The sequence below is a fragment of the Myxococcus sp. MISCRS1 genome, from assembly GCF_026626605.1.
In the GTDB taxonomy this organism is placed as follows: Bacteria; Myxococcota; Myxococcia; order Myxococcales; family Myxococcaceae; genus Myxococcus; species Myxococcus fulvus.
The window spans coordinates 3,456,877-3,481,842 of sequence record NZ_JAPNKB010000001.1 but is presented as its reverse complement, the minus strand read 5'-3'; the positions used below and the strand labels follow the sequence as shown (position 1 = coordinate 3,481,842).

Here is a 24,966-nt window from a genome sequence, read left to right as displayed (position 1 = left end):
GCCCCCCGAGGAGGACGGCCGCCGCGTGCCTTCATCGGGACACGAGGCGCGGGCCCGACTCAGTTCCCTTCATAGATGCCGATGACCCCCGCCACCCACTTCTTGGTGGTGGAGTCCTGGTAGCCCAGGAAGGACACCAGCATCCGCCGGCCACTGCCGGAAGCATCCGCCTGGATGTCGCTCACCCGGGACATCCCGTAGCGGCGACCGAACACGTCCAGGCCATAGTTCGTGATGTTGCCGCCCTTGACGCGCGACAGACCGCCGCCCCACGACGCGCCCGTCCAGATGCTGCCGTCGGACGGGTCCTTGCCGAGCGCGGACAGGTACTTGTCCACCAGCCCCGAGCCCTTGCCCAGGTGGCCCAGCACCGCGCCGTTCGCGTCGATGCGCACCAGGCCGTTGCTGAAGGAGCTCAGCCACACCGTGCCGTCGTTGGCCACCACCGCGCCGGAGATGTTGTCCGGCACGCGCTCGGCGGGCGTGGAGTACTCCGGCTTCGCGTCCGGCCACAGGTCCAGCTTGTTGCTGGAGTCGTTCTCCGAGCCCGTCTGCGCGCGCCAGAAGTTGCCGCCCAGCGTGCCGTAGCGGAAGCGCGTGGTGCGGTCCGAGCCGCCGAACCAGACGTCGCCGCCCGGGTCCACCGCCACGCCGTAGTACGCGTCCGTCAGGAGAATCACCCGGCCGTTGGCGTCCAGCGCGTTGACGTGCGGGTGCACGTGCTCGAACACGCCGGTGCAGTTGAGCTGGCCGTTGCACATGGGCGCGCCGTTGAACTCCGCGTTGCCGCGCGCGAAGCCGTGGTTGCCGCCGAACCAGATGCTGTTGGTGCGCTTGTCGTAGCGCAGCCGCAGGATGTTGCAGAGCTTCTCGCGCCCGCGGGGCTCCGCGGCCACCACGTTGGGACCGGAGAAGATGTCGTAGTGGATGACGTCCAGCGTGCCGTCACCGTTGAGCGTCACCTTGTCCGCGTCACCGCTCTTGTAGCGCGCGGGGTCGGGGCTGGGGCCATCCCAGTTGTTCTCGCAGTGCTCGGAGCCCTTGCCGGGCATGCCCTCGTAGCCGACGAAGACGGTGCCCGCCTTGCCGCCCGCCACGGAGATGACCTTCAGGTACTTGGCGCCCGGCGGCGTGCTGCCGTCGTCCATGTACCCGTACGGACGCAGGCCGTCCTCCATGCCGTAGCGCACGAAGCGCTCCGCGCCGCGCTTGAGCAGGAACAGGCCCTCCTCGCCGCCGGCCACCCAGATGTTGCCCGCCTCGTCGGCGCTCACGCCGTACACGGTGAGCGGGCCGCCCTGGTCCGCGCCGTAGAAGCGCCAGCCGGGCGCCGAGGGCAGCGGCGGAATCTCCGCGTCCGCGCGCGGGTCCGGCGTCGTCGGGCCGCCACCGCCGTCCGGCGTGCCGGCATCCGGCCCGGTGGGCTCGCCACCCCCGCCGTCCGGCGTGCCCGCGTCGGGCTCGGTGGGCTCACCGCCCCCGCCGTCCGGCGTGCCCGCGTCCGTCCCGTCCGAGGGGCCCGGCCGCTCGGGCGGAGGACCCGGGTCGTCCATGCCTGGGTTGTCCTGCTGCGACTCGTCGCTGCTCTTGGAGTCGCAACCCGCCACGGTCCACATCGCGCCCGCCATGAAGAGCGCACCCGCCCAGCGCCATCCCCGCGTCATCCGCATCCACCCCGCGAAACCCGGACCGCCCCGGATGGGCGACCGTCGTCCGGGCACCTGCATCGCAAGGCCGATGCCAGGGTTTACCGCCGCTCCAAGCCGCCCTTCGTCCGCTCCCGGACAACGGGTGGGCAATCGGCTGCCCTGCCAGGGCAAGTCGCTGTCCCGAAGACCCCAGCAAACGTGCTAGTGGCTTGCCTCCATGGGTGGGAACGACGCGCGAGGTCGCACACCGCTGTCCCTGGTGGGCCAGGAGCCGGACCTCCTCTTCTACACACGGCAGGCGGCCGAGCACGGCGGGCCAGTGTTGGTCCTGGGCGCCGCCAACGGCCGGGTGGTCTGGGCCCTGGCCGAGCACGGCTACACCGCGGTGGGCGTGGACCCCTCCGCGGTGATGATCCGCTCCGCCGAGGAGCGCCGCGCCTCGGAGTCCGCGGAGGTCTCCAACCGCGCCCGCTTCCTCGTCGCGGACCCGCGAGCGCTCCGGATGCCGGACCGCTTCCCGCTGGTGCTCGCCCCCCAGCACGCGCTGGGGTTGATGCCGGGCAATGACGATTTGGAGGCGTTCCTCGCGACGGTGCGCCACCACCTCACGCCCGACGGCACCTTCGTCTACGACGTGCTCAACACGCCGCGCGAGCCGGTGCTCCCGCGCGATGATGAAGAGCCCAACGCGGGCCTGGAGCCGCGCCGCCCGCTGTTCGCCCTGCACCTGCGCGAGCGCAAGCAGCCGGGCGTGCCCAGCCCCATCCGCCGGCTCAAGCTGCGGCACTTCTCGCCCCAGGAGCTGGACAGCGCCCTCACCGCCGCGGGCTTCATCCCGCGCGAGCGCTACGGGCGCTTCGACGGCAAGCCCTTCGACCTGGAAGACTCGCGCCACATCGGCGTCGCGGGGCCGTGAGCTCCACGGCTACTTCTCGAAGCGGTAGCCCAGGCCCCGGACGGTGACGAAGTGGCGCGGCTCCTCGGGGTTCGGCTCGAACTTCAGCCGCAGCTGGCGCATGAAGTTGTCCACGGTGCGCGCGCTGCCCTCGTAGTGGTAGCCCCACGCGCCGGACAGCAACTCCTCGCGGGTGAAGGTGCGCTCCGGGTGCGCCAGGAAGTGCGCCAGCAGCTTGAACTCCTGCGCCGTCAGCTCCACGGCCGCGCCGCCCCGGGCCACGGTGCGCGCGTTCATGTCCACGCTGACGTCGCCGAACGTCACCGGCGGCGCGCCCCCCGGCGTCGGGTAGCGCCGGCGCAGCACGGCCTTGATGCGCGCGAGCAGCTCCTGGAGGCCGAAGGGCTTCACCACGTAGTCGTCCGCGCCCAGGTTGAGGCCCAGAATCTTGTCGGTCTCCATGCCCTTGGCGGAGAGGACGACCACGGGCGTGTCCCGGCCGCGCTGGCGCAGCTCCTTGAGCAGCTCGAAGCCGTTGAGCTCCGGGAGCATCAAATCCAGCACCATCAGGTCCGGGTTGTCGTCCAGCGCGCGCTGCAGGCCGGTGCGGCCGTCCTGGGCCTGGAGCACCTCGTAGCCCTCGAAGCGCAGGTTCATGGAGAGGCCGGTGAGGATGGACAAGTCATCCTCCACCACCAGGATGCGCCGCGTCGTGTCGCTCATGCCTTCTGCACCGGAAGGTGGATGGTGAACCGGCTGCCACGGCCCAGCTCGCTCTTCACGGTGATGCTGCCGCCGTGGGCCTCGATGATACGCCGGGCGATGGCCAGTCCCAGCCCGCTGCCCTCCGTCTTTCGCGTCAGCAGGTTGTCCACCCGGTAGAAGCGCTCGAAGATGCGCTTGCGTTCCTTCGGAGCGATTCCCACGCCGTTGTCCTCCACCGTCAAGTCAATCCACCGGCCGGAGCGGTGCGCGCTCAGCTGGATGCGCCGGTCCGCCGGCCCGCTGTACTTGTAGGCATTCTGCAGCAGGTTGAGCAGCGCGCCCGCGACGGCTTCCTTGTCCACGTCCACGCGCGGCAGGTCGCCGGCCACGTCCACCTTCAGGTCCACGCCGCCCTCCAGCCGCTGGGCGCGGAAGGCGGACACGGCGGTGTCCACCACGTCCATCACCGGCAGGGGCTCGCGCTGGTACACCTTGCGTCCGCCCTCGATGCGCGACCAGTCCAGCACCCGCTCGATGAAGACGGACAGCCGCTCCGTCTCGCGCGTCAGCAGGGTGAGCACCTCCTGCATCTGCGCGGGGTCCTTGAGGCGTCCCAGGGCGAGCGTCTCGATGAACATGCGGATGGAGGTGAGCGGCGTGCGCAGCTCGTGGCTCACCAGGGACACGAAGTCCGTCTTCATGCGCGACAGCCGCGCCTCGCGGTACAGCACGCGGCCGGTGTAGACGACGCCGAAGGTGAGCGTCAGGTAGAAGAGCCCCAAGAGCACGCCGTACACCGCGCGGTTGCGCGTGGAGGCGCGGGCCACCGGGTCCTCGCCGGTGGGCAGCACCACCAGCCGGAAGTCCTGCAGGGGCGGGGACAGCACGCGCTCGGCGAGCACCTGCGGCCCCAGCGCGCTGGCGCGGGCCTGGGCCACCTCCGACACGAGCTTGCCCATGAGGCCGCCCTCGCCGGAGGACTCGCGGGGCACGGGCATCAGGCCGAAGCGCACCGGCTCGCTGGACACGGCGCGCGGCTCCACCTGCTCCGTCATCAGCGTCTCCAGGGCGCGCACGGACAGGCGGACGCCGCGCACGACGGCGCCGTCACGCTCGGCCACCACGACGACGGAGCGTCCACCGGTGGACAGGGAGAAGAAGGTGGGCGCCTCGGGGAGCGAGCCGACCTCTGGCAGCACGGTGCCCAGGGCCTCGGCGAGCTGGGGGTCCTCGGTGATGGCGCGACCGCCCTCCAGCTGGAAGGTGCCGTCGGGCTCGGAGAGGATGCGGCCGTCGGCGGCCTCCAGGCGCAGGGTGCCGGCCTCCTGCTCCAGCCGGGCCTCGGCGAGCTGCCGGGGCAGCTCCTGGGAGAGCGTCTCCAGCGTCCCGCGCCAGGCGGACTCCAGGCGCTTCTCCACCGCGGCGCGCTCGTTGATGATGGCCACCACGCCGAAGCCGGACAGGCCGGCGGAGGGCAGCACCACCAGGATGATGAGCAGGGCGAAGGTGCGCCGGAAGCTCAGGATGACGGAGGACGAACGGGACACGTCCCACTCCTTTACTCCCACCCGGTGCGACACGCTCGGGCGTTTCGTCCTGGGGGGCGGCGAGGCCGTCTGTCCGGCACCCGGAGGCCGCCCCGGGAGGCCATCGACTTCGCGGGGGGTCTGGTGCAAGCATGCCAGGCTCGCGGGGGAGGCGAGCGACCAGGGCCGGGCGTGTCCTCCCCTCCGACACAGCGCGGCAACTTCCGACGATGAGGCACGGTGGGTGGGGTCCCGTCGGGGGACGCGAGAGGAGACTTCATGAAGCGGCATCTTCTGGCCGGGGTCCTGGCGGCGGCGCTCGGGCTGTGTGCGTGCGAGGACCGCTCCACGGGAGCGGCGTGGACCAACGCCTCGGGCTCGGTGGCGCTCAGCCGGGACGACGCCTTCCTGTACGTGGTGGACGCGGACACCGGCGTGCTCGCCGTGGTGGAGACCGCGAGCGGACAGAAGGTGGGCGAGGTGAAGGTGGGCGCGGGGCCGGAGCGGGTGGTGGTGGGCCCGGACGACACCGTCTACGTCTCCAACCGCGGGGCCCGCAGCGTGTCCGTCATCCGGCGGGGTGACTGGAACGAGGCCGCGCGGGTGGCGGTGGGCGTGGAGCCGATGGGGCTGACGGTGTCTCCCAACGGGGACACGCTCTACGTGGTGAACAGCACGGCGCTGGACTCCTCGGTGTACGGCACGCTGATGGCGGTGGACACGCGCACGTTGGAGGTGCGCTGGGAGCTGCCAGTGGGCGAGGAGCCGCGCGGTGTCGCGCTGGTGGATGGCGGGCGCAGGGCGCTGGTGAGCTTGTTCCGGCACGCGGACCTGGTGACGGTGGACCTGTCGGACGCGCACCAGCCGCGCATGCAGCGCGAGGGCACGGACCTGTACGCGCGGGCGAACACGCGGCAGGGTGTGGCGGCGGATGAGCCGATTCCCTTCCCTTCGTCGGACGTGCTGTTCCGTCCGCGAGGCATGGCGGACGTGGTGGTGGCACCGGACGGCGCGCGGGCCTTCGCGCCGACGTTGTGGGCGCGCGAGGACTCGCTCACGAGTGACGGGCGGGGGCCTGGGGGGTCGCTCTATGGCGGGGGTGGGCCGTGCAACACGGCGGGCGTGGTGGCGCCGGGCGTGTTGACGTTCAACACGGAGGACGGCTCGCCGCGGGTGGATGACTTGGACCAGTGCCGTCCGCCGCCGAGCGAGGAGCCGGACTTCCCGCCGTCGACCATCGTCAGCCCGGAGTCGAGTCACCCCATCCAGGGGCCGGTGGCGGCGGTGGTGGACCCGTCCGGGCAGTGGCTGTTCCTGGTGAACCGCGAGACGGACAACGTGGCCATCCTGCCGACGCAGCGGCGCACGGGGTTGGATTTGACGGGGGAGCGGGGCAGCACGGTGCGGCAGTTGGTGCGGGTGGGCTCGGGGCCCAGCGGCATCGCGATGACGCGCGATGGGCGCAAGGTGTACGTCTACAACGCGTTCGACCACACGGTGACGACGCTGGTGAACGACGGCTCGGGGAACGTGGCGAACGTGCGCACGCAGGGGGCGCCGATTCCGGTGGTGGGGGAGGACGTGCTGACGGCGCAGGAGGCGGCGGGGCGCAAGCTGTTCTATTCAGCGTTGGATTCACGGATGACGAGCGCGGGGGTGGCGGCGTCGTGTGCGTCGTGTCACCTGGACGGGCGGGATGACGGGCACGTGTGGGGCTTCCCGGACGGGCCGCGGCAGACGCCGAGCCTGGCGGGGCGGAAGGTGACGGAGACAGGTCCGTTCCACTGGAGCGGGGAGTTCCCCTCGATGAGGGATTTCCTGGACGCGACGGTGCGGGGGCGGATGGGCGGCACGTCGTTGGATGGGGTGATGGTGGCGCAGCTGTCCGCGTTCATCGACGTGATTCCCACGCCGGACAATCCGTATCGGAGCGGTGTGCAGACTGCGGCACAGGCGCGGGGGGAGCAGGTGTTCAAGAAGGCCGCGTGTGACACGTGTCACGAGGGCGCGCACTTCACGAACAACCAGCAGGCGGACGTGGGGACCTTCATCACCACGGGGCCGATGCGGGACGACGACAACACGCTCAAGCGCGGGTTGAACACGCCGTCGCTGTTGGGCCTGGCGCGCACGGCGCCGTACCTGCACGACGGCAGCGCGCTGTCGCTCAAGGGCCGGCTGATGCAGGGCAGGGCGTCCAACAAGCACGGCACCACCGCGGACCTCACGGAGGCGGAGGTCGACGACCTGGTGGAGTACCTGCGCACGCTGTGAGGTGACAGCGTTCGACGATGTGACGGAAGAACGCGAGGTCAACGATGCCGAAGGACTGGGCCAGCACCTTGGTCGAGCTTGTGACAACGCCTGTTTCATGGGTGAGCGATGTCATGGAGGCATTGGTTGATACCCCGGTCCACGAGCGGTTCTCCAATTCCATCAAGTCCGATGTGTTTCAGGACTCGCACCTGCGAGACATCGATAAGGTCAGCAGCGGTCGAAAGCTCCGTGCCGGGACGATCCTTCGGGTAGGGAGAGTAGCCCCCTGTGTCAGGGAAGTTGTCGCCTCGGCGAACAAGCCGAGCTGACGACGCCTTGGGGGCGAGAGCAGGCAGGACTTGGTGCCGTACACGGATGCATTCAAGACGCAGATGGTAAAGCGGATGGTAGTCCCTGGCGCGGTGAGCGCGGCGGCGCTGGATCGCGCGTGGAGGCCTCGGCGGCGCCCGGAGGCTGACGAGCCCGGGATAGCGGCAGCCGACGAGGCCGCGGACCACCAGCTCACGGCGAAACGTCAACACCGGCTCGCCGGGCCGACGTCCTCGTCGGTCGGTCGCTGGTGACGTCCACCGCGAGAATCTCCGACTCCTCCAACTCGCGGCCCAGCCGCTCGAGGACGCGCTCGCTTACGACCACGACGGTCCGGAAGACTCTCGAAAAATCGACCGTTGGCACATTGTCCAGGCGCATCTCGTCGAACGGGGGCAGCGGCATCTCGGAGTCTCCGCGGCCGCACGTCCTGCAGGGCTCGCCGGCATCGACTCCCCGAATGCTCCCGCCAGGCTGAACCTCGAGTTCCAGCAGCTCTGCCACTCCCGGACGTGCCTTGAAGCGTGTCGGGACAGGGATGGCGCCGGTGAGCCCCGTGAGTCGCGCCGCCAATGCCGGCTGGATGAGGAGTAGCCACGGCATGTGGATGACCACCGGGGGGAACTTCCCCTTGGCCTTCCCCGTCAACGCGCCAAACCCAGTGCCCGGCTCAACGACGGCTCCGCGGGGCACCAGCGGCAACACCCGCTCCCTCAGCTTTACGAACTGCTCCCAGGGCACGCACTGCGCTCGTTCCAATTCGCGCCTCTCCGTCAGTGAGGAGAGGTCCACGGTCGGATAGTCGTAGCCGACACCAGCCCAAGTCTCCCGACAGGTTGGGCACTTCACTCCGGGCAATCCCCACTGCCGGTCGAGGTGGAAGCTCCCGCTCCATTTAGACCGCTCCACATCGCGTCGTTCCCTCAGCGCGTAGTAGCGCATTCACTCTCCCGCGGCAGCGGTCATCGCCAGCTTCTGCCAGTACGTCATTGGAACACCGATGAGCCCATAGCGCTCGACCATCACTCCGCCATGCCGGAAGTGCGCCGCTTGAGACGGTGGTGTTCGCTGACTCTCAATCCACATGCGCCAATCTCGATTCCATGGTCCGCCATCATTTCCGGCGTGAACCCTCCGATGCTCAGCAACGTCGACGAGCAGAGTGTACTTGTGGATGTCGATGCCGTTCCTCCGGAAGTACGCCTCGAAGGCGCGCGGAAAGATATGGTGTCGCTCCTTCTCACGGCGCTTCCACTCCGAGATTGCCTTCCGTGCAGCCTTGACGCTCGGCAGCTCCTCCTTTCGGTACCACGGGATGATGAAAACAGCCTCGCGGCCTGGAAGGGGAACCGCACCACCCCAGTACCGTTGGATACGTGCTGTCGCGGCGTCTGCGCTCCGGGCAGGTGCAACTCGAAGGGCATACGGCGGCGAGGCGAGATCCTCGCAGCGGAAGAGGCCGCACTCGTCCTCGCTGCACGACGGGGCATAGCAGCCCTCCTCGGACGCCCCTGCTGACGCGGCGCAGGACTCCGAGGAGTCTTCAACGTTGGCCGTGCGCAAGGCGTCGGTTCCAACATGTGCCGGCGCACCTGCGCAGCCAGCGGAGAACAGCAGCAGCAAAACCCACCACCTGAGCGTCTTCATGAGGTCCCCGGCCACGCTGAATCGCTGGATGCAGTCGTGTTGTGAGTGCATGTTTTTACGGATTTGCAGTCAGTGCTAGTGTTGCCCGGTCACATGAATCCAGGTGGCGGTCATGATCTTCGGTCGGGAAGACACCCGCACATCTGTGCAAGCTGGATGAAGCGCTGAGCGCCTACCTCGATGAGATGGTGGTCGGCATGGGACGGCTGGAGCGCCGCCGGGCCATGGAGGCGTATTTGACGGGCCTGCTGCTGGACGGGGAACGCAAGAGCGTCGAGCCGATGGCGTCCCGACTGGTTGAGGACACCCGCGAGGTGGAGGTGATGCGCCAGCGGCTGCAGCAGTGCGTCTCGCAGGGGACGTGGAGTGACGAAGCGCTGCGAGAGCGGCTGGCGAGGACACTGGAAACCGAGGTGCCGGAATTGGAGACCCTGGTGGACGACACGGGGTTTCCGAAGAAGGGGCAGCACTCGGTGGGGTGGCCGGCAGTCCTCGGGCACGTTGGGGCGCACGGACAACTGCCAGGTGGCCGTCAGCCTGCATCTGGCAGGGCGGCGAGGCAGCGGATGCATCGGCATGCGGCTGTACCTGCCCGAGGACCGGGTAACGGACACAGTGCGGCGCAAGGCGGTAGGTGTGCCCGAGACGGTGGGAGCAGCGCGTAAATGGGAGCTGGCGCTAGGCCCTCCAGGAACTGCGCCGCACCTACCCGTGAAGAAGGGGGCGAGTAGGGGCGCCCTCGGACGCGCTTCGTCACCGACGGCAGCGCGCTGTCGCTCAAGGGCTGGCTGATGCAGGGCAGGGCGTCCAACAAGCACGGCACCACCGTGGACCTCACGGAGTCGGAGGTCGACGACCTGGTGGAGTACCTGCGTACGCTGTGAGGCGTGCGCTCAGCGGATGGGAAGCTCGCGGAACGTGATGCCGTCCAGTTGCAGGCGGCTCACGGTGTCCACGAGGCGCTCGGTGCCGATGAGCATGGTGGCGAAGTTGCCCAGCCTGAACAGGTCCAGCTCCGTGGGGAGTGAGGCCGCATCCAGGATGGGGGCCTCGGGCCACCGGAGGTTGAGGCGACCACACGTTGCGCAGGGCGGTGGATGGTCGGGCGGCATGCAGTCGAGGTGCAGTCGCCCTAGGGGGTTGAGCTGAATCTCCAGCAGCTCTGGTGGGTTCTTCTGCCGGAAGCGCAGCTCGGTGCAGCAGCCTCGGGGACCGCGGATGCCCTCGGCTTGAAGTCGCTCCAGCGCATCGGGCTGCATCAGCAGCCGGATTCCTCCGAGCCAGTCGATGGGGCCGAACCTGCCCGAGGCGCGTCCCACCAGGGGCCCAAAGGTCGTTCCTGGTGGAAGGGGCGTTCCGGGTGGGACGAAGGGGCGGGCCAACTCCCGCAGGCGCACGAACTCCGTGAAGGGCTCGGGTCTTGGTCGCTCGAACTCAGCGTGCTCGGTGATCCCCGAGAGGTCGACCTCGGGATGGTCATGACCCACGCTGCTCCAGGTCGCGCCACAGGCGTGGCAGCGGACACCGGGCAGTCGCCACTTGTGCATTCCATCGAGTTCGCCGCCGTGCCTCGCCGTGGCTGCTTTGTCCTCGTCCAACAAGAAGTAGCGGCTCATTCGTGGCGAGGCTCCCGGCCGGGATCGGCTCACGGCGTCCCGGAGTCCACCTCGGGCTCCGGCGGCGTCGGCACGCGGAAGGAGTCCGGACGCGTGGCGCCGAGCGCGAGGCGCGCGACATCCAGCGCCTGCTCCGGCGAACCCCCGAGCCACGTGACGATGAGCGCGCACGGCGTGTCGTCATCCCACGCCATCACCTGCAACATCCCCTGCGCCGGAGCCCTGCGCGCCGCCGCCTTGCCGAGCGCCGGAATCTCCTCGCCGCCCAGGTTCAACGTCGGCTGCAACAAGGCCTGCGTGTCCGCTTGTGAATAGTGCGGCTTGCAGTCCCACGTCACCGACACCGTGACGTCCTTCTCCGACGCCGAGCGGAACGTGCACAGCGGACCGCACGTGGGACACGCCCGGTCCTCCTTCATCGTGAAGCCCGGCAGCATCGACTCACGCACGTCCGAGGGCAGCAGCACCTCGCACGCGGGCAGCATCGCGTTGACCTGTGCCACCCGCGCCGCCACTCCCGCATCCGTGTCCGCCTCCGTCGCGCGCGAGCGACACGCCAACCCCATGGCCAGTGTCACCCACAACGCCACGCGCCCTCCTGCCCTCATCCCTTGGCTCTCCTCGGTCGCCCACCACCCGGCGCGCCGCGGATGGTAGACCGGTGCGGCGCTGGCGAGGACACGTTTCCCACCGCCCCCTGCCCACCAGCCGACGGGGCATACCCAGGGTCGCGCTCCGTCCCGCACCCGGCTCGTGTCCCTCCCACGCCGTGGACTAAGCTCGCGCTCGTCTCCATGCCCTCCGTCCGCTTCCTCCTGGTGCCGCTCGCCCTCGCCCTGGGGCCCGCCACCGCCTGGGCCCAGGCCCCGGTGGTCCGCACCCCTCCGCCCGAGAAGCGACCGTGGGACCCCTCGGCCCCACAGCCCGCCGAGCAGGTGCCCGCGCCCTCCCGGAACGACTCCCCGGACGACGCCTCCTGGACCGGCTTCCCGGGCGCCACCACCGCGCCCGCCGGACCGGACGCCGCGACGCTGCCCCGCCTGCCCGAAGTCCCACCCCTCGTCCCCGTGCCGGACGACGAGCAGCCCGTCCCCGTCGCGCCCTCGACGCCGCGCATCCCCGAGCCTCCACCGGGCCCTCCCCCCGTCCCCAACCGCGTCAGCCTCCTGGGCGCGCGCTCCGTGGGCCCCGGCGGCGTGGCCGTGGGCCTGTCACTCGGCTTCCCCGTCGTCTCCGCCCGCGCCGCGCTGGGCGTGCTGCCCCGCGTCGACGTGCTCGCGGGCTTCGACACCCTCTACGGGATGATGAACGAGCCGCGCCTGGGCCTGCGCTGGACGGCCCTGGACGGCGGCCCGCGCTGGAGCCTGGGCCTGGTGATGGAGGGCAGCCACGCGTTCTTCCTGCGCTCGGCCACCCTGGAGGACCGGGGCGCGCGCTACCTGAGCGGACGCCGCAACTGGAACCTCATGCCCGGCCTCGTCGGCACCTTCCAGCTGCGCGGCCCCCGCGCCACGCGCTTCTTCGCCGACGTGCGTTATCACGTGGCCCTGGACACCGAGCCCATCCAGCGCACGCCCCTGGGCGGACTGCCGCCCGACCTGGTGTCCTCCGGCTCCGTGCCCGTGCGCCTGGGCGCCGAAGTGCCGCTGAGCGAGAAAACGTCCTACTCTGTCTCCCTGGGCGGTGACTTCCGCAGCCGCCCCGAGGACGCGACCTTCATGCCGGTCGTCTCCATCGGCATCGTCACCGGCCTCTAGCGCCGGTGCCCTCCACCCCCTCGAAGCGAGGTCTTCATGCGTGGCAGTGTCATCGGCTCGGGTTCCTTCGGTACCGCCCTGGCGAACGTGCTGGCGGCGAACTGCGAGGACGTCCGCCTCTGGGGCCGTGAGCCGACGGTGGTGGACGCCATCAACACGCGGCACGAGAACCCCACCTACCTGCCCGGCATCCCCATCTCCGAGCGCGTGCGCGCCACGCTGGACCTGGAGGAGGCGCTCGCCGGCTCGGAGCTGGTGGTGCTCGCCACGCCCAGCCACGCCACGCGCCAGGTGCTCGCGCGCGCCAAGGACTTCCTGCCGCGCAACGTGCCCATCATCACCGTGTCCAAGGGCATCGAGAACGAGACGCTCCTGACGATGACGGAGCTGCTCGAGGACTGTCTGCCCGAGGAGTTCCACCCGTACCTCGCCGTGCTCTCCGGCCCCAGCTTCGCCAAGGAGCTGGCGCGGCGCATGCCCACGGTGGTGACCATCGCGTCGCACTGGGACAAGGTGGCCGTGCGCTGCCAGAAGGCGCTGCAGACGGAGACCTTCCGCAGCTACACGTCCACGGACGTGGTGGGCGTGCAGTACGGCGGCGCGCTGAAGAACGTCATCGCCATCGCCGCGGGCATGGCGGACGGCCTGGGCATGGGCCACAACGCGCGCGCGGCCATCATCACGCGCGGCCTGGCCGAAATCACCCGGCTGGCGGTGCGCAAGGGCGCCAACCCCCTGACGCTGTCGGGCCTGTCCGGCATGGGGGACCTGGTGCTCACGTGCACCGGTGAGCTGAGCCGCAACCGGCACGTGGGCATGGAGCTGGGCAAGGGCAAGAAGCTGGCGGACATCCTCGGGCAGATGAAGGAGGTCGCCGAGGGCGTGAAGACGGCGCGCAGCGCGCGCGACTTGTCGCTCAAGACGGGCGTGGAGCTGCCCATCTGCCAGCAGGTCTACCTGATTGCCTACGAGGACAAGAACGCCAAGATGGCGGTGGTGGACCTGATGACGCGTCAGCCCAAGTCCGAGCTCGTCTGACACGGGTTGGGATGTGGGCCCCGCGCGCTGTTCCGGCGCGCGTCGGGGTGCTGTTAGAAACCGGGCTCAGCGTGTCCCTCTCGAGCTTGGCGAACCTGCCGTCCTTCCGTGCCTTCCGTCACCGGGAGTTCCTCGCGGTGTGGTCGGGGGCGCTCGTCTCCAACGTGGGCACGTGGATGGAGGTGCTCGCGCTGGGCGTCTTCGTCACGAAGGTCACGGGGCGCGCGGAGTGGACGGGCGGTGTGGCGGCGCTGACGTACCTGCCCTCGCTCATCCTGTCGCCGTTGGGCGGCGCGCTGGCGGACCGGTTCGACCGGCGCAAGTACGTCGCGGTGTGCGCGGCGTCGCAGGCGCTGCTCGCGGGGGTGCTGGCGACGCTGGCCTTCACCGGGAACCTCACCGTGCAGGCGGTGGCGGGCATCTGCTTCCTCAATGGCTGCGTGCACGTGCTGTCGGGGCCGGCGTACACGGCGCTGGTGGCGGGGCTGGTGGCGAAGGAGGACCTGCACAGCGCGATGACGCTGATGTCGGCGCAGTTCAACCTGGGGCGCATCGTCGGGCCGGTGCTCGCGGCGGGGTTGCTCGCGGCGGGCAACGTGGCGTGGGTGATGGTGGCGAACACGCTGTCGTTCTTCGCGGTGTTGTTCGCGGTGGCGCAGGTGCGCGCGGAGCCCAGGGCCTCGCTGCCCGCATCCTCCCGGGGGCTGTGGGGCGACATCCTCGAGGGCGCGCGGCTGGCGCGCGGCGACTCGGGCATCCGCCTGTCGATGGTGGCGCTGTTCCTGCTCGCGCTGTTCATCTCGCCCTTCATCGCGTTGGTGCCGGTGTTCGCGCTCCAGGTGTTCGGCGCGGATGCGTCCGCCGCGTCGGTGCTCATCGCGGTGCAGGGCGTGGGAGCGCTCGTCGCGTCGGGCCTGGTGGGTGGCCTCGCGGTGCGCTGGGGCAAGGACCGGGTGGTGGACCTGTCGATGATGTTGATGGGGCCGGTGACGATGGCGTACTGGCTGTCGCCCACGCTGCCGGTGGCGATGGGGAGCATGTTCGTGCTGGGCGCGGTGTACCTGGTGGTGATGACGGGGCTGAGCACGCGCAACCAGGAGCGCGCGCCGCGCGAGCTGCAGGGCCGGGTGAGCAGCCTCGCGATGATGCTCGTCAACGTGGGCTACTCGGTGGGCGTCTGGGCGCAGGGTGCGCTCGCGGACCGGGTGAGCGTGCGTGGCGTCACGGCGACGGCGGCGGCGCTGTTCTTCCTGTCGATGGTGGGGCTGCGCTGGCAGCGCCCGAGGACCGTCGACGTCGCGAGCACCTGACGTCTCAGGCCTTGTTCGGCAGGAGCGCGAGCACGCGGGCCAGCACGGCGACGCCCTCTTCGTACTCGCCCAGTTCGATGTGCTCGTCGGGCGTGTGGTCCAGCGCGGAGTCACCCGGGCCGTAGGCGACGGTGGGCACGGCCCAGGTGTCTGCCACGGTGTTCCAGTCCGAGGTGCCCGTCTTCACGCGAAGGGTGGGGCGCGCGCCGCGCTCGCGGATGGACTGCTTGAAGGCGCGGGTGAGCGGGTCATTGCCCTCGGCGGACACGGCGCCCTTGCGGGACACCGTCCGCACCGAGACGTCGGGCACGCGGGTGAGACACGCGAGCAGGGCGTCCACGTCGCTGGTGGGGCCGGTGCGGATGTTGATGCTCGCGGTGGCCCACTCGGTGTCGTGGTCGGTGCCCGTGTGGAAGGACAGGAGCGAGGGCAGGTCCTGCTCGAAGAGGGTGCAGCCCGCGTTGCGCTCGTCGCAGCGGCGGCGCAGGGCGTTCCAGGCGTCGACGAGGTGCTCGGCGGGGGCGCGATAGTTGCGGCTCGCGGTGTGCTTGCGCGTGGCGCGGTACTCGAGCTCCAGCCGGACGAGGCCCTTGTAGCCCAGGGTGATGGCGTGTGCGCCGCTGGGCTCGCCGTTGACGACGAAGTCCGGGCGGTGGTGCTCGCGAGCGTGGAGGGCGCCCCGGGTGATGGCGACCTCCTCTTCCACGCAGCCCAGCAGCAGGAAGCGCTTGCCGGCGCGCTCCGAGTCGTCGAGCAGCTCCGCGGCTTCGATGAACGCGGCCAGCGCGCCCTTGGCGTCCACCGCGCCTCGGCCGAACAGGCGCGTGCCTTCGAGGCGCACGGGGATGTCGCCGGGCACGGTGTCGATGTGGCCCAGCAGCGCGACGCAGGTGTCGCCGTCGCCGAGGCTGGCCACGGTGTTGCCCATCTCGTCGACATGGGCGCGCCAGCCGCGACGCTCCAGCCGGTCCGCGAGCGCGCGGGAGAAATCGCGCTCCTGGTGACTGGGGCTGTAGTGCTCCAGCATCCACCGCAGCAATTCCGAGCTCGCCTCACGCACCCGCATCAGCCACCTTCACACCCGAAGAAGTGAGCTTCGTGCCCGCCTCGCCCGCCAGCGCGGACAGCACGGGCCGAGGCGCCGCCGAAGCCGTGACGTGCGCGGACCGCACGCCTCCCGCGAGCGCGCGCCGAGCCGCCTCCAGCTTGTAGCGCATGCGTCCCCGCGCGAAGCCCATGACCCGCTCGACCTCATCGCTCTCGCGGATGAGCGAGCTTGGGTCCGTGGGGTCCTCGAGCAGCCCCGCCACGTTCGACAACATCACCAGCGCGCGAGCCCCCAGCGCGGCGGCGATGGCGGCGGCCACCTGGTCCGCGTCCACGTTCACCAACGTCCCGTCCTCCGTCACCGCCGGAGGACACACGACCGGAGTCTGGCCCGCGTCCATCAACACGCCGAGCAGCCGCGTGTTCACCTCGACAATCTCGCCAGCCAGGTGCGTGCGGTCGATGCGCGTGCGAGTCCCGTCCTGAATCTTCAAGGGAGGCCTGCGCCGGGCCACGAGCACCCGCCCGTCCGCGCCGCACATCCCCATCGCGGGGACACCGCGCGACAGCAGCGCGAGCACCGCGCGCTTGTTGACGTCCCCCACCCACGCCATCGTCAGCACGCGCAGCGTGGCCTCGTTCGTCAGCCGCACCACGTTGCCCGAGGCCGTCAGCGCCTCGGTGCGCTCCATGCCCAGCGAGGCCAGCAGCGAGTCGCCCGCCTCCGAGCCACCGTTCACCACGACGACCCGCTCGCCACGCTGGCGCAGCTCCGCCACGTCGGCGCAGACGTTCTCCAGGTCCACGCCCGCGGCGCCGCCAATCTTCACCACCAGGGGCGCCGGCTGGGACACGGTGCTCATCCGATGACGCTCGCGCCGCCGTCGATGAGCTGCACGGTGCCGGTGATGAACGACGCGCGCTCACTGGCGAGGAACGCGGCCGCTGCGGCGAACTCCTCCGGCTCACCCACCCGCCGGAGCGGGATGTGCGCGGCCATGGCCCGAAGCCCCGCCTCGACATCGCCCGACGTATTGCTCCCCGCCGTGCGCTCCACGGGCGGCGTGCGCGTATAGCCCGGCGCGAGCACGTTGACGGTGACACCGCAGTCGCCCAGCTCCTGCACCAGCGCGGAAGCAAACCCCACGATGCCCAGGCGCGCCGTTCCGGACAGGGCGAAGCGCGCCACCGGCCGCACGACCGTCTCCGAGGTGATGAGCAAGAGCCGTCCCCACTTCGCGGCCTTCATGTACGGCAGCGAGGCCAGGGCCAGGTTGATGGCCGGCAACATCACCGTGTCGATGGCCTCCTGGTACGCGCTGATGTCGAACTTCGTCGCAGGCCCCGGCGGAGGCCCGGCGCTGTTCGTCACCACGATGTGGGGGCCGCCCAGCTTGCTGGCCACGTCCTCCACCCACGCCTTCGCGGCGCCGTGCTCCTTCAGGTCCACACGCGTGGCCAGGACCTTCCCGCCGCGCGACATCAAGCGCAGGTGCGCCTCGGCGCGAGCCAGCCGCTCGGCGTCGCGCGCGCCGATGGCGACATGCGCGCCTTCCTTCACCAGCTCCTCGGCCACGGCCAGCCCCAGTCCGCTGGAGCCACCGGCGATGAGCGCGACCTTATGGGTGAGTCCCAGTTCCAAGGTTCTTCCTCCGAATGTCCGACACGGTCCTGACGGGACCTGCTCCAGCGCAGGGGTTCATCGCCAGCCCCAGTCCACTGATGCTTCCGGCAATGAGCGCGACCTCATGGATGAGTCCCGGTTCCAAGGTTCCGACACGTTCCTGACGGGGCCTGCTCCAGGGTCGGAGCTCACCACCAGCCCCAGCCCGCCGGAGCTTCCGGCAATGAGTGCGACCTCATGGATGAGTCCCGGTTCCAAGGTTCCGACACGTTCCTGACGGGGCCTGCCGCAGCGCCGGGCTCCACGGCCAGCCCCAGTCCACTGGCGCTACCGGCGATGAGCGCGACCTCCTGCATGAGTCCCAGTTCCACGGTTCTCCCTCAAGTGTCCGACATGTCCTGGTGGGGCCTGCACCTGCGCGGGTTCCTCGCCAGCCCCGGTCCCCGGGCTCCACCGTCGATGAGCGCGGCCTTATGAATGAGTCCCGGTCCCCAGGTTCCCACTCCGAGCGTCCGACACATTCTTCGCGGGCTCCGCTCCGGAGCCGACGTCCACGGGGGCTGGCGTTCCCCGGTACTGGTAGCGCCCCGTCAGCGGCCACGCGAGCGTGGACACCAGCGTCTTCACCTTCGCCGGAAGCTCCTTGCGCCACGCATCGTCGCCGGGCCGCAGCAGCGTGGAGCCACTGAGGAACCGGTCCGGGTTGCCGGTGACGGTGTGGTTGCGGCCCAGCACCACCGTGCGCCCCTTCACCGGATTCACAGAGCGGTCGACCTGGATGAGCTCCAGCAGCGAGTCGATGGTGGCCTGAGGCGACGCGATGAAGTCCTCGTAGCGCAGGAACAGCGAGCGCTCCGGGTGACGCCGGGTGACCAGCTCCGAGGCCACGTTGAAGCCCAGCCAGTATGCGGTGCTCCGCGCGGCGGACATCGGCACGACGTACTGCTTCGTCTTCGTCCACGAGTGCGCCACCGCGCGAGGGTCCCTCACCAGGTGCAGGTAGTACGGGGTGATTCCGTCCACGTGCGGCAGCAGCGCCGCCTCGGAGGGGAACTTGCCGCTGTCCACGATGATGTGGCTGCCCGTGGCGTCCGCGATGGTGCGGTAGGTCCGGGCGAGCAGCTCCGCGTGCTCGTACAGCGCTGGCGAGGGCGTGCCCTGCCGCAGCACGCGCCACGTGTGCCGCGTGCGCACCGTGTCCAGCTGTCGGCGCACCACTCGCGCGGCGTGGCCCTGCGCAGACTCACCCGGCGCCACGCCCTGCTCCAGCACCTTGGCCCACAGGGCGCACTGCACCAGCGGCGTGCCGCAGCCGCACATCGTGTTGGAGCCGTTCCCGTACGCGTTCTTCCACAGGAAGCTCAGCTCACCGGTGTGGAAGCAACCCGCCACCTCGTTGAGCACGTTGCCGATGATGGTGCTGCCGCTGCGGCACCAGCCGGTGATGTAGAGGACGGTCAGCGTGCTCATGGGCGGACACCGAGGGGGAGGTGGCGCATGGGGGAGTCTTTCACGTCAGAGGGGGTGGAGGCCGCGGAAGCCGAGGCCCTCCGTTTCGGGCCTGCCCAGCATCAGGTTCAACGCATGCACGGCCGTACCCGCCGCGCCCTTCACCAGGTTGTCCAGCGCCGCGTTCACCACGATGCGCCCGCGCTCCGCGTCCACGTCCACCGACAAGTCACAGTGGTTCGTGCCCGACAGCGGGCCCGGCTCGGGGAACGGTGACGCGCTCGCGTTGGCGCGCAGCACGTTCACGAACGGATGCTCACGGTACGTCGACGCGAGCGCGCGCAGGGGCTCGTTGGCGTCCTCGAGCGGACGCGCGGCGAAGGCGTGCACGGTGGCGAGGATGCCGCGGACGCTGGGCACCGCCGTCGCGCTGAAGTGCACGGTGGCGCGCGTGCCGGTGAAGCGCTCCGTCGCGGCCTCGATTTCGCCCGTGTGCCGATGTCCCGTGGGCCGATAGCAGCGCAGGGCCGAGGCCCGCTCGGGATGATGCGAGGAGCGGTCCGGCGTCGCGCCGCCGCCCGACGAGCCCGTCTTCGCGTCCACCACCACCATCTCGGGACGCACCAGCCCCGCACGCACCAGGGGCAACAGCCCGAGCAGTGCCGCGTGGGCCATGCACCCGGGCACCGCCACCAGCCGCGCGTCCCTCAGTCGAGCGCCCGCCCACTCCGGCAGGCCATAGACGAACTCGGGCAGCTCCGCGGGCCGGGGCGCGCGGGGATACCAGCGCGCGTGCTCGACGGGGCCGAGCCGGAAGTCCGCGCTCAGGTCGATGATGCGCGCGGCGAGCGGACTCACCTGCGACCAGCGGCGGATGAGCTCGCCGGAGGGCATGCAGGACACGAGCACGTCGCACGGCTCCAGCGCGTCGTGGGGCGCGAAGCGCAGCGTGCTCGCGCCGCGCAGGTGCGGGTGGGGGAAGTCGAGCCGCTTGCCGGCGTGCTGCTCGGACGTGGCCTGGGCCACCTCCACCGCCGGGTGCGCGAGGAGCAGCCGCAGCACCTCGCCGCCCGCGTAGCCCCCGGCCCCCAGCACCGCGACGCGCGTCATCGCAACGTCTCCCGCACGTAGTCCGCCATCAGCTCCGGCAGGGGGATGCCGGTGAACTCGATGCTCCGCGCGAACTCCACGCAGTGGTTGATTTCGTTCACCAGCACCTCGCCTGTCCGCGTCTCCAGCAGGTCCACCGCCACCATCTCCCCGCCCACGGCGAGCGCGGCCTGCTCGGCGAGCCGGGCGTGGGACTCGGGCACCTCGTAGCGCTCCGGCACCGCGCCCCGGGCGGTGTTGGTCACCCAGTGCTCGGAGCGTCGGCGCATCCCGCCCACCGCCTTGCCGATGACGTACACGCGCAAGTCGTAGCCCGGCTTGTCGATGTACTGCTGCACCAGCGCAACGTGGTCCTGCGCGCCGCCCATCTCGAAGCGCATGGACATCATGCCCTCCGCCGCGTGGACACCGTCCACGCGCGCCACCATCCGCCCCCACGAGCCGAGCACGGGTTTGGTCACCACGGGGAAGCCGCGCTCCTGCATCTGCGCGACGCAGGCCTCCTCCTCGAAGCCGACGAAGGCCCAGGGGATGGGCACCTCGGCCCTGGCGAGCGCGAGCGTGGTGAGCGCCTTGTCCCCGCACGTGGCGATGCACTGCGCGGTGTTGAGCACGCGCGAGCCCTTCACCTCCAGGATGGAGGCCAGGTAGCGAGCCCGCGTGAAGGACATGCTGCGCATCAGCACGGGGCCGCCGTCCTGCCAGCGCTCGCGACTCAGCGGGAGCACCAGCTCCGAGTCCGCGTGCGTCCTCACCCCGAAGCCCCGCGCGCGCAGCGCGTCCGCGAGCATGCGCTCCTCGGTGCGCAGGCGGGTGTAGACCAGGTGGACCTCGTGGCCTTGCATCATCCCCTCCTGGCCGGTGCCAGCGCCGCCAGCCGGGGGCGGGGCAGGGCGCCGAGAATCGTCTCCACCAGCGCGCCCGCCTCCAGGCCGTGGCGCCGCAGCAGCGACTCGTGTGTGCCGGCCGTGGAGTCGTAGCGGTCCTGGATGCCCGCGCGCACCACGCGCCGGCCCAACCCATGACTCGCCACGCTCTCGCACACCGCGCCGCCCAGGCCGCCGAGGATGGAGTGCTCCTCCACCGTGACGAGCAGCCGGGTCCGCTCGGCCGTCTCCAGGAGCGCCTCCTCGTCGAAGGGCTTGAGCGTGTGCAGGTTCACCACGCGCGCACAGACGCCCTGGGTCTCCAGCCTCGCGGCCACGTCCAGCGCCACGCTCACGCCCACCTCGCCGTGCGCGATGATGCCCACGTCGCCGCCCTCGCGCAGGCACATGGCGCGCCCCAGCGCGAACGCGGGCCGGGCCACGTCCAGCCGCGTGACGCGGTTGCGGCCCAGCCGCAGATACACCGGGCCCTCCAGCTCCAGCACCGCCCGCGTCGCCTGAATCGTCTCCAACCCGTCCGCCGGCGACACCACCGTCATGTTCGGCATGGCGCGCAGGATGGCCAGGTCCTCGATGGCGTGATGCGTGGGGCCGAAGAACGCGCCGGACAGGCCGCCGTAGTCGCACACCAGCTTCACGTTGGCGCGCGCATAGGCCAGCCCCAACCGCACCTGCTCGCATGCGCGCATCGCGCCGAAGGGGGCGAACGTGTGCGCGAAGACGACGTGGCCGGTGGCCGCCATGCCGCTGGCGATGTCCAGCATCGCCGCCTCGCAGATGCCCAGGTTGAGGAAGCGCTCCGGGTGGCGCGCGGCGTACGGGTCTCCACCTCCCGCCAGGTCTGCCTCGAGCAGCACCACGCGCTCATCCTGGTCCGCGAGCCGGGCCAGCGCGTGCCGGAACACCAGCCGGTTGGACAGGCCCGGCTGCTCCGCGAGCCAGTCCGAGGGCGCCGTCAGCAGGTCCGCGCCGCTGGAGGTGGAGCTCGTCATGGCGTCACCTCCCCCAGCGACGCGAGCGCCCGCTTGAGCTGCTCCGGGTTGAACGTCGCGTAGTGCGGCCCCTTGCCGCGCAGCATCGGCACCCCCGCGCCCTTCTTCGTGTTCGCCACGATGGCGCGAGGCCCCTCGGCGGGCGCCTCCAGCGCTCGCGCCAGCGCGTCCAGGTCGTGCCCGTCCACCTCCACGGTGCCCAGGCCGAACGCGGAGAGCCGCTGCACCAGCGCGGCCTGGGAGAGGATGCTCTCCGTGGGCCCGTCGTTCTGTCCGCCGTTGCGGTCCACCAGCACCGTGAGCCCGCTCAGCTTGTGCTGCGCCGCGATTTGCAGCGCCTCCCAGTTGGAGCCCTCGCCCATCTCACCGTCTCCACAGATGACGAACACGCGGTTGGCGCGCTGCCGCAGCCGATGCCCCAGCGCCATCCCCACGCCCAGGCCCACGCCGTGTCCCAGGCTCCCCGTGGGGAACTCGACCCCCGGCACCGCCGCGCTCACGTGTCCGGTATAGGGACTGCCCTCCGCGTTGTAGCGCTGCACCAGTTCTTCAGCGTCGATGAAGCCGAACTCGGCCAGGGCGGCGTAGAGCCCCGCGGCGGCGTGGCCCTTGGAGAGGATGAGCGAGTCGCGCTCCTCCCAGCGGGGCTCCTGGGGCCGCACGTTCATCACGCGGCCGAGCAGCACCACGAGCAGCTCCACCATGGAGAGCGAGCCTCCCAGGTGGCAGCCCACGGGCGTGGCGGCGAGCCGGAGGATGGTCCGGCGGATGCGACGGGCGCGCTCCTCGAGGGGTACCTGGACCATGGGTGTCATGCCGGTGGAAGCGTGCCCGGTGTCATCATCGCGTGGGACGCACAATCCTGGCTATTCATTCCAAAGTAGGAAACCGAGAGCGGCCCCGTCAATGTGAGTGAGGGTCCTTGGGGTGCAGACATGTGAGCTTTCGCAGTCTTGCTGGTTTTACATGCGAATCGGTATGGTTCGCGCGGTCCGGAAAGTCACGCGGTCCATGGAGGATGTGGACGATGGACGCACGGTTCGGAAGCGGCCCCACGCGGGAGCAGGCGGCGCTGTACCGGAGCAGGGGCTGGTGGCGTGACGAGACGGTGCTGGACGACCTGCGTCGTGCCATCCAGAAGCACCCGGACAAGCCGGCCATCGTCGCGGCGCGCTACTTCGTCAAGGATGTCACGCGCATCAGCTACGCGGAGCTGGGACGGTACGCGGAGCGCTTCGCGGGCGCGCTCGTGTCGCTGGGCGTGGCCCGGGGCGAGCTGGTGGCGGTGCAGCTTCCCAACTGGTGGCAGTTCACCGCGCTGGCGCTGGCGTGCGCGCGCATCGGCGCCGTCATCGCGCCCATCCCTCCCGACTACCGGCGCCGCGAGGTGGAGTTCATCCTCGGCAGGACGGAATCCTCCGTCTACATCGGACCGCTGAGCTGGAGCGGCCACTCGCACCGGGACATGCTGCGCGAGGCCGTGTCGTCGCTGCCGGCGTTGAAGCACCGCGTCTTCCTCGGCGCGCAGGGCGCCACCCAGCCGGGCGAGCTGGACTTCGAGGCGTACTTCGTCGAGCGGCGCTGGGAGGACGAAGTCGACCCGGCGACGTTGGACGCCAGGTCCGCGCGCGCCGACGACATCTGCAATGTCCTCTACACCTCCGGGACGACGGGCGAGCCCAAGGGCGTGGTCCACTCGCACAACACCAACTACGGCATCACCCGCGCCATCGCGGACGTCATGGCCCTGGGCGAGGACGACGTGGTGTGCCTGCCCTCGCTGCTCACCGCCTCCAGCGGATTTACTTACCTGTACTTGATGGCGGTGAACCTGGGGGCGACGGCTGTCTACATGGACGTGGGGGACCCGGAGCTCACGCTGCGCTGCATCCAGGAGCACGGCGTCACGTTCATGTATGGGATTCCCACGTATGTGATGAACGTCATCGCGGCGAAGAAGAAGCGCGGCGGTGAAACATCCTCGCTGCGTCGGCTGTCCACCGGCTCCATCCCCGTGCCGCCGCACCTCATCGCCGCGGTCCGCGAGAGTTTTGGCGTGCCACTGCACACGCTGTGGGGGATGACGGAGAACGGCGCGGTGACGATTACGCGGCGCGACGACCCGCCGGACTGGCCGTCCCACAGCGACGGGCGCCCGGTGGAGTGGATGGAGGTTCGAATCGTCCCCGCGCTGGCGGAGGACGGCTCGCCCTATCCGGAAGGGACGGGACGGCTGCTCGTCCGGGGCGCGAGCCAGTGCCTGGGCTACTTCAAGCGGGAGGACCTCTACCGCGCGAGCGTGGACGCGGAGGGTTGGTTCGACACGGGGGACCTCGCGCGGGACGACGGGCGCGGGGGCATCCGCATCGTCGGGCGGCTCAAGGACGTCATCTTCCGCTATGGCCAGAAGGTGCCGGTGGTGGAGGTGGAGTCGGCGCTGTACTCGCATCCGAAGGTGAAGGAGGTGGCCGTCATCGGTCACTCCGACGACCGCATCGGCGGCGAGCGGGTGTGCGCGGTGGTGGTGGCGCGCGACGAGGCGCCGACGCTGGACGAGCTGCGCACGCACTTGAAGGGCCTGGGCATGTCCAACCAGTACTGGCCGGACCGGCTGGAGGTGGTGGAGGAGATGCCCAAGACGCCGTCGGGAAAGATTCGCAAGTACCTGCTGCGCGAGCGGCTCAAGGGCCCCACCGCCAAGGTGGGCTGAGGCGTCACCATGAGGAGCACACGTGAGCACTGACACGAGCACCACGCCCCTTCAGCGCCAGCTCGCCGCGTACTGGCGCGAGCTGCTCGGGGCCGAGGTGGTGAGGCCGCAGGACCACTTCCTGGAGGTGGGCGGCAACTCGCTGATGGCGACGATGCTCGCCAACCGCATCGAGGAGGAGCTGGGCGTCCAGCTCTCCATGGTGGACCTGTTCGACACGCTGGAGCACGTCACCGCGGTCTGCGAGGAGCAGCTGCGCGAGCAGGGCCGCACCTTCCCCGCGGCTTGAAGTCCCGCCCGGGCAGTCCCCGGGCACACGCCTCACGCCTCACGCCTCACGCCTTCGCGAAGTGAAGCGACCTGTCCGTGTCGTGGGGCTTCGTGTCTTCGAGATCTGCTTCCTTGAGTTGAGGTGTCG

At 70.4% G+C, this 24,966-nt stretch carries 22 protein-coding genes and 1 pseudogene; 8 read left to right on the top strand and 15 right to left on the bottom strand.

The features are described from left to right. Nucleotides 1-59: 59 nt before the first annotated feature. Nucleotides 60-1,664: a hypothetical protein gene (locus OWM54_RS13345; RefSeq protein WP_223746364.1), complete on the bottom strand. Its 1,605-nt coding sequence runs from the start codon at nucleotides 1,662-1,664 to the stop codon at nucleotides 60-62. Between the two features lie 202 nt (nucleotides 1,665-1,866). On the opposite strand from OWM54_RS13345, the gene OWM54_RS13340 reads away from it, so the two are divergent. After that, nucleotides 1,867-2,565 (top strand): class I SAM-dependent methyltransferase, encoded by a 699-nt coding sequence (locus tag OWM54_RS13340; RefSeq protein WP_267697756.1) that lies wholly within the window; start codon nucleotides 1,867-1,869, stop codon nucleotides 2,563-2,565. A 9-nt stretch (nucleotides 2,566-2,574) separates the two neighbouring features. On the opposite strand, the gene OWM54_RS13335 is transcribed toward OWM54_RS13340, so the two are convergent. Together OWM54_RS13335 and OWM54_RS13330 are read right to left on the bottom strand one after the other, a co-directional pair. Beyond that, nucleotides 2,575-3,267, bottom strand: a complete 693-nt coding sequence (locus OWM54_RS13335) for a response regulator transcription factor (protein ID WP_141332557.1) — start codon at nucleotides 3,265-3,267, stop codon at nucleotides 2,575-2,577. Then, complete coding sequence (locus tag OWM54_RS13330) at nucleotides 3,264-4,796, bottom strand: sensor histidine kinase (RefSeq protein WP_223746366.1); 1,533 nt, start codon at nucleotides 4,794-4,796, stop codon at nucleotides 3,264-3,266. Before OWM54_RS13330 ends, OWM54_RS13335 begins: the two co-directional genes overlap by 4 nt. Nucleotides 4,797-5,054: 258 nt before the next feature. On the opposite strand from OWM54_RS13330, the gene OWM54_RS13325 reads away from it, so the two are divergent. Then, a complete protein-coding gene (locus tag OWM54_RS13325; RefSeq protein WP_267697755.1) occupies nucleotides 5,055-7,049 on the top strand; it encodes a c-type cytochrome in 1,995 nt (664 codons plus the stop codon). 504 nt (nucleotides 7,050-7,553) lie between these two features. Here OWM54_RS13325 and OWM54_RS13320 read toward each other — a convergent pair. Further along, the gene (locus OWM54_RS13320; protein WP_223746368.1) at nucleotides 7,554-8,303 is read right to left on the bottom strand and encodes a double-CXXCG motif protein; all 750 of its coding nucleotides are present in this window, start codon (nucleotides 8,301-8,303) and stop codon (nucleotides 7,554-7,556) included. Next, nucleotides 8,304-9,008, bottom strand: coding sequence for a TIGR02269 family lipoprotein (locus tag OWM54_RS13315; protein ID WP_267697754.1), 705 nt, complete (start codon nucleotides 9,006-9,008; stop codon nucleotides 8,304-8,306). It abuts the gene before it with no gap. 185 nt (nucleotides 9,009-9,193) lie between these two features. Between OWM54_RS13315 and OWM54_RS43385 the strand changes: the two are divergent. Then, a pseudogene (locus tag OWM54_RS43385) lies at nucleotides 9,194-9,689 on the top strand (IS701 family transposase); the annotation flags it as partial. A 212-nt stretch (nucleotides 9,690-9,901) separates the two neighbouring features. On the opposite strand, the gene OWM54_RS13300 reads toward OWM54_RS43385, so the two are convergent. Both OWM54_RS13300 and OWM54_RS13295 read right to left on the bottom strand, forming a co-directional pair. After that, nucleotides 9,902-10,624, bottom strand: a complete 723-nt coding sequence (locus OWM54_RS13300) for a double-CXXCG motif protein (RefSeq protein ID WP_267697753.1) — start codon at nucleotides 10,622-10,624, stop codon at nucleotides 9,902-9,904. Between the two features lie 29 nt (nucleotides 10,625-10,653). Then, nucleotides 10,654-11,232, bottom strand: coding sequence for a hypothetical protein (locus OWM54_RS13295; protein ID WP_267697752.1), 579 nt, complete (start codon nucleotides 11,230-11,232; stop codon nucleotides 10,654-10,656). 186 nt (nucleotides 11,233-11,418) lie between these two features. Here OWM54_RS13295 and OWM54_RS13290 point away from each other — a divergent pair, with 186 nt between their 5' ends. From OWM54_RS13290 to OWM54_RS13280, 3 genes are all read left to right on the top strand, one after another. Continuing rightward, nucleotides 11,419-12,381, top strand: a complete 963-nt coding sequence (locus OWM54_RS13290; RefSeq protein ID WP_267697751.1) for a hypothetical protein — start codon at nucleotides 11,419-11,421, stop codon at nucleotides 12,379-12,381. A 36-nt stretch (nucleotides 12,382-12,417) separates the two neighbouring features. Further along, nucleotides 12,418-13,419 (top strand): NAD(P)H-dependent glycerol-3-phosphate dehydrogenase, encoded by a 1,002-nt coding sequence (locus tag OWM54_RS13285; RefSeq protein WP_267697750.1) that lies wholly within the window; start codon nucleotides 12,418-12,420, stop codon nucleotides 13,417-13,419. Nucleotides 13,420-13,490: 71 nt separating this feature from the next. After that, entirely contained in the window at nucleotides 13,491-14,729 is a 1,239-nt protein-coding gene (locus OWM54_RS13280) for an MFS transporter (protein WP_267697749.1), read from the top strand. A 4-nt stretch (nucleotides 14,730-14,733) separates the two neighbouring features. On the opposite strand, the gene OWM54_RS13275 is transcribed toward OWM54_RS13280, so the two are convergent. The 8 genes from OWM54_RS13275 to OWM54_RS13240 all read right to left on the bottom strand — a co-directional run bounded on the left by OWM54_RS13275 (nucleotide 14,734) and on the right by OWM54_RS13240 (nucleotide 22,644). Beyond that, entirely contained in the window at nucleotides 14,734-15,795 is a 1,062-nt protein-coding gene (locus tag OWM54_RS13275; protein WP_267697748.1) for a M20/M25/M40 family metallo-hydrolase, read from the bottom strand. Further along, complete coding sequence (locus OWM54_RS13270; RefSeq protein ID WP_267697747.1) at nucleotides 15,782-16,639, bottom strand: [LysW]-aminoadipate kinase; 858 nt, start codon at nucleotides 16,637-16,639, stop codon at nucleotides 15,782-15,784. Before OWM54_RS13270 ends, OWM54_RS13275 begins: the two co-directional genes overlap by 14 nt. Then, nucleotides 16,636-17,418: an SDR family oxidoreductase gene (locus tag OWM54_RS13265; RefSeq protein ID WP_223746376.1), complete on the bottom strand. Its 783-nt coding sequence runs from the start codon at nucleotides 17,416-17,418 to the stop codon at nucleotides 16,636-16,638. The genes OWM54_RS13270 and OWM54_RS13265 overlap by 4 nt, the downstream gene beginning before the upstream one ends. Before the next feature lie 453 nt (nucleotides 17,419-17,871). Further along, complete coding sequence (locus tag OWM54_RS13260; RefSeq protein ID WP_223784828.1) at nucleotides 17,872-18,870, bottom strand: sulfotransferase; 999 nt, start codon at nucleotides 18,868-18,870, stop codon at nucleotides 17,872-17,874. 45 nt (nucleotides 18,871-18,915) lie between these two features. Next, complete coding sequence (argC, locus tag OWM54_RS13255) at nucleotides 18,916-19,959, bottom strand: N-acetyl-gamma-glutamyl-phosphate reductase (RefSeq protein ID WP_223746378.1); 1,044 nt, start codon at nucleotides 19,957-19,959, stop codon at nucleotides 18,916-18,918. Then, on the bottom strand, nucleotides 19,956-20,807 hold the full coding sequence (locus OWM54_RS13250) for a RimK family alpha-L-glutamate ligase (RefSeq protein WP_267697746.1): 852 nt from the start codon (nucleotides 20,805-20,807) through the stop codon (nucleotides 19,956-19,958). Before OWM54_RS13250 ends, argC begins: the two co-directional genes overlap by 4 nt. Continuing rightward, nucleotides 20,804-21,838: a transketolase family protein gene (locus tag OWM54_RS13245; RefSeq protein WP_223746380.1), complete on the bottom strand. Its 1,035-nt coding sequence runs from the start codon at nucleotides 21,836-21,838 to the stop codon at nucleotides 20,804-20,806. Before OWM54_RS13245 ends, OWM54_RS13250 begins: the two co-directional genes overlap by 4 nt. Next, nucleotides 21,835-22,644 (bottom strand): 1-deoxy-D-xylulose-5-phosphate synthase N-terminal domain-containing protein, encoded by an 810-nt coding sequence (locus tag OWM54_RS13240; protein ID WP_267697745.1) that lies wholly within the window; start codon nucleotides 22,642-22,644, stop codon nucleotides 21,835-21,837. The genes OWM54_RS13245 and OWM54_RS13240 overlap by 4 nt, the downstream gene beginning before the upstream one ends. Nucleotides 22,645-22,865: 221 nt before the next feature. On the opposite strand from OWM54_RS13240, the gene OWM54_RS13235 reads away from it, so the two are divergent. Continuing rightward, the gene (locus OWM54_RS13235) at nucleotides 22,866-24,548 is read left to right on the top strand and encodes an AMP-binding protein (protein ID WP_267697744.1); all 1,683 of its coding nucleotides are present in this window, start codon (nucleotides 22,866-22,868) and stop codon (nucleotides 24,546-24,548) included. 22 nt (nucleotides 24,549-24,570) lie between these two features. Then, a complete protein-coding gene (locus tag OWM54_RS13230) occupies nucleotides 24,571-24,837 on the top strand; it encodes a phosphopantetheine-binding protein (protein WP_254037070.1) in 267 nt (88 codons plus the stop codon). The last annotated feature ends 129 nt before the right edge of the window (nucleotides 24,838-24,966 follow it).

What these genes read in the sequence shown, in the direction of transcription:
- OWM54_RS13345 (WP_223746364.1), bottom strand. Translation starts at nt 1,664, where the DNA reads ATGACGCGGGGATGGCGCTGGGCGGGTGCGCTCTTCATGGCGGGCGCG.
- OWM54_RS13340 (WP_267697756.1), top strand. Translation starts at nt 1,867, where the DNA reads ATGGGTGGGAACGACGCGCGAGGTCGCACACCGCTGTCCCTGGTGGGC.
- OWM54_RS13335 (WP_141332557.1), bottom strand. Translation starts at nt 3,267, where the DNA reads ATGAGCGACACGACGCGGCGCATCCTGGTGGTGGAGGATGACTTGTCC.
- OWM54_RS13325 (WP_267697755.1), top strand. Translation starts at nt 5,055, where the DNA reads ATGAAGCGGCATCTTCTGGCCGGGGTCCTGGCGGCGGCGCTCGGGCTG.
- OWM54_RS13320 (WP_223746368.1), bottom strand. Translation starts at nt 8,303, where the DNA reads ATGCGCTACTACGCGCTGAGGGAACGACGCGATGTGGAGCGGTCTAAA.
- OWM54_RS13315 (WP_267697754.1), bottom strand. Translation starts at nt 9,008, where the DNA reads ATGAAGACGCTCAGGTGGTGGGTTTTGCTGCTGCTGTTCTCCGCTGGC.
- OWM54_RS13300 (WP_267697753.1), bottom strand. Translation starts at nt 10,624, where the DNA reads ATGAGCCGCTACTTCTTGTTGGACGAGGACAAAGCAGCCACGGCGAGG.
- OWM54_RS13295 (WP_267697752.1), bottom strand. Translation starts at nt 11,232, where the DNA reads ATGAGGGCAGGAGGGCGCGTGGCGTTGTGGGTGACACTGGCCATGGGG.
- OWM54_RS13290 (WP_267697751.1), top strand. Translation starts at nt 11,419, where the DNA reads ATGCCCTCCGTCCGCTTCCTCCTGGTGCCGCTCGCCCTCGCCCTGGGG.
- OWM54_RS13285 (WP_267697750.1), top strand. Translation starts at nt 12,418, where the DNA reads ATGCGTGGCAGTGTCATCGGCTCGGGTTCCTTCGGTACCGCCCTGGCG.
- OWM54_RS13275 (WP_267697748.1), bottom strand. Translation starts at nt 15,795, where the DNA reads ATGCGGGTGCGTGAGGCGAGCTCGGAATTGCTGCGGTGGATGCTGGAG.
- OWM54_RS13270 (WP_267697747.1), bottom strand. Translation starts at nt 16,639, where the DNA reads ATGAGCACCGTGTCCCAGCCGGCGCCCCTGGTGGTGAAGATTGGCGGC.
- OWM54_RS13260 (WP_223784828.1), bottom strand. Translation starts at nt 18,870, where the DNA reads ATGAGCACGCTGACCGTCCTCTACATCACCGGCTGGTGCCGCAGCGGC.
- argC (WP_223746378.1), bottom strand. Translation starts at nt 19,959, where the DNA reads ATGACGCGCGTCGCGGTGCTGGGGGCCGGGGGCTACGCGGGCGGCGAG.
- OWM54_RS13250 (WP_267697746.1), bottom strand. Translation starts at nt 20,807, where the DNA reads ATGATGCAAGGCCACGAGGTCCACCTGGTCTACACCCGCCTGCGCACC.
- OWM54_RS13245 (WP_223746380.1), bottom strand. Translation starts at nt 21,838, where the DNA reads ATGACGAGCTCCACCTCCAGCGGCGCGGACCTGCTGACGGCGCCCTCG.
- OWM54_RS13240 (WP_267697745.1), bottom strand. Translation starts at nt 22,644, where the DNA reads ATGGTCCAGGTACCCCTCGAGGAGCGCGCCCGTCGCATCCGCCGGACC.
- OWM54_RS13235 (WP_267697744.1), top strand. Translation starts at nt 22,866, where the DNA reads ATGGACGCACGGTTCGGAAGCGGCCCCACGCGGGAGCAGGCGGCGCTG.